1 protein-coding gene, 2 tRNA genes and 2 rRNA genes (1 of these 5 cut by a window edge) are annotated in these 2,500 nt (G+C 45.9%); all 5 read right to left on the bottom strand.

The genetic code is table 11. The features are described from left to right. A 23S ribosomal RNA gene (locus tag C1T31_RS13950) occupies positions 1-39 on the bottom strand (it extends 2,783 nt beyond the left edge of the window). 187 nt (positions 40-226) lie between these two features. Then, positions 227-300 (bottom strand) — tRNA-Ala (locus C1T31_RS13945). A 135-nt stretch (positions 301-435) separates the two neighbouring features. After that, a tRNA-Ile gene (locus C1T31_RS13940) sits at positions 436-509 on the bottom strand. A gap of 95 nt (positions 510-604) precedes the next feature. Next, positions 605-2,130 (bottom strand): 16S ribosomal RNA (locus tag C1T31_RS13935). The 16S and 23S rRNA genes sit together here with 2 tRNA genes alongside, the layout of an rRNA operon. Positions 2,131-2,273: 143 nt before the next feature. Beyond that, on the bottom strand, positions 2,274-2,500 hold a 227-nt coding region (locus tag C1T31_RS14160; RefSeq protein WP_207764288.1), incomplete at its 5' end, for a hypothetical protein.

Here is a 2,500-nt window from a genome sequence, read left to right as displayed (position 1 = left end):
AGCCTAGGCATTCCCCATACGCCCTTACTTAGCTTATTGTACTTTTTGTCTTTTTAATGAGTTTACATTATTGCTCGTTACAATAATATTGTCGCTGGATATCAATATCCAGCTTTATTTCATGTATCTTTTTCAATATGTCAATGAACTTTATGACAACGCCAACGCGCCATCTGGCTCCTGCGCTAAAAATGTCTACAAGACATTTTATTTACGCTTGGCCCTGTGGAGAATATCGGAGTCGAACCGATGACCTCCTGCGTGCAAGGCAGGCGCTCTAGCCAGCTGAGCTAATCCCCCATTTACTAGTCGTTAGTAATTAGTGATTAGTAATTAGTCGATAATTACTTCAACTTCTAGAATTTCCTTTTCAGTATTTAATGAACGTTTAAAACCATAAATCTACAAATCGTAAATCGCAGATCTTAAATCCAGTAGTCTCAGGCAGACTCGAACTGCCGACCTCTACATTATCAGTGTAGCGCTCTAACCAGCTGAGCTATGAGACTCTACTTAATTATTGTAAAAATTAAATTGACAGCAGAAGAGAACAAGTCATGTCTTTCCCCTTTTTAAGGTATTCTTATTAGTCGTCTTTCTCTAGAAAGGAGGTGTTCCAGCCGCACCTTCCGGTACGGCTACCTTGTTACGACTTAGCCCTAGTTACCGATTTTACCCTAGGCCGCTCCTTGCGGTGACGGACTTCAGGCACTCCCAGCTTCCATGGCTTGACGGGCGGTGTGTACAAGGCCCGGGAACGTATTCACCGCATCATGGCTGATATGCGATTACTAGCGATTCCAGCTTCACGGAGTCGAGTTGCAGACTCCGATCCGAACTGTGATAGGTTTTGTAGATTCGCTCTGCCTCGCGACATGGCTGCTCTCTGTACCTACCATTGTAGCACGTGTGTAGCCCAGGACGTAAGGGCCGTGATGATTTGACGTCATCCCCACCTTCCTCACGGTTTGCACCGGCAGTCTTGTTAGAGTTCCCGACTTGACTCGCTGGCAACTAACAACAGGGGTTGCGCTCGTTATAGGACTTAACCTGACACCTCACGGCACGAGCTGACGACAACCATGCAGCACCTTGCAATCTGTCCGAAGAAAAGACCGTCTCTGGTCCTGTCAGACTGCATTTAAGCCCTGGTAAGGTTCCTCGCGTATCATCGAATTAAACCACATGCTCCACCGCTTGTGCGGGCCCCCGTCAATTCCTTTGAGTTTCATTCTTGCGAACGTACTCCCCAGGTGGGTCACTTATCACTTTCGCTTAGCCACTCAGACCGAAGTCCGAACAGCTAGTGACCATCGTTTACGGCGTGGACTACCAGGGTATCTAATCCTGTTCGCTCCCCACGCTTTCGTCCATCAGTGTCAGTACGTTGTTAGTGATCTGCCTTCGCAATTGGTATTCTATGTAATATCTATGCATTTCACCGCTACACTACATATTCTAACCACTTCACAACGACTCAAGACTAGCAGTATCAAAGGCAGTTCTACAGTTGAGCTGCAGGCTTTCACCTCTGACTTACCAATCCACCTACGGACCCTTTAAACCCAATGATTCCGGATAACGCTCGGATCCTCCGTATTACCGCGGCTGCTGGCACGGAGTTAGCCGATCCTTATTCTTACGGTACCGTCAAGCCCCCTCACGAGGGGGTGTTTCTTCCCGTACAAAAGCAGTTTACAACCCATAGGGCAGTCTTCCTGCACGCGGCATGGCTGGATCAGGCTTGCGCCCATTGTCCAATATTCCTCACTGCTGCCTCCCGTAGGAGTCTGGTCCGTGTCTCAGTACCAGTGTGGGGGATCCCCCTCTCAGGGCCCCTATCTATCGTCGCCTAGGTAAGCCGTTACCTTACCTACTAGCTAATAGAACGCATACTCATCTTTTACCGATAAATCTTTAATATAAAACCGATGCCGATCCTATATACTATGCGGTATTAATCTTCATTTCTAAAGGCTATCCCACTGTAAAAGGTAGATTGTATACGCGTTACGCACCCGTGCGCCACTCGCCGGCGGAAAAGCAAGCTTTTCCCCGCTGCCGTTCGACTTGCATGTGTTAGGCCTGCCGCTAGCGTTCATCCTGAGCCAGGATCAAACTCTTCATCGTTAATTCTTAAATATTATTTAACAACTAACAGAATTGTTCTTCCTTCTCCTTGGTACTCAAAATGGCCTATTCTCTTTGTTGAAAATGTCCGTTTCCAAACATTTTCCTACGCTGTCAATTCAATATGTCTATGAACTTTTTTATTATCCCTTAAGGCGTTTATCTCTTAAGCGGGTGCAAATATAATTACTCTTTTTTTTACCCACAATGTTTTTTGAAAAAAAATTGAAATATTTTTTCAACCCCCACAAAAAACCCAATAAATCCCCAAGAACTTCCACGCCCTCCAGCACAGCAGTGCCCCGAACGAGGGCGCAAATATAAAACCCTTTTCCTTTCCCAAACAAACTTTTTTTGATAATTTTTTTAG

This window comes from Hanstruepera neustonica (assembly GCF_002895005.1).
Classification (GTDB): Bacteria; Bacteroidota; Bacteroidia; order Flavobacteriales; family Flavobacteriaceae; genus Hanstruepera; species Hanstruepera neustonica.
Note: the sequence above shows the minus strand (reverse complement) of the source record. Positions and strands in the feature narration are given on the sequence as shown.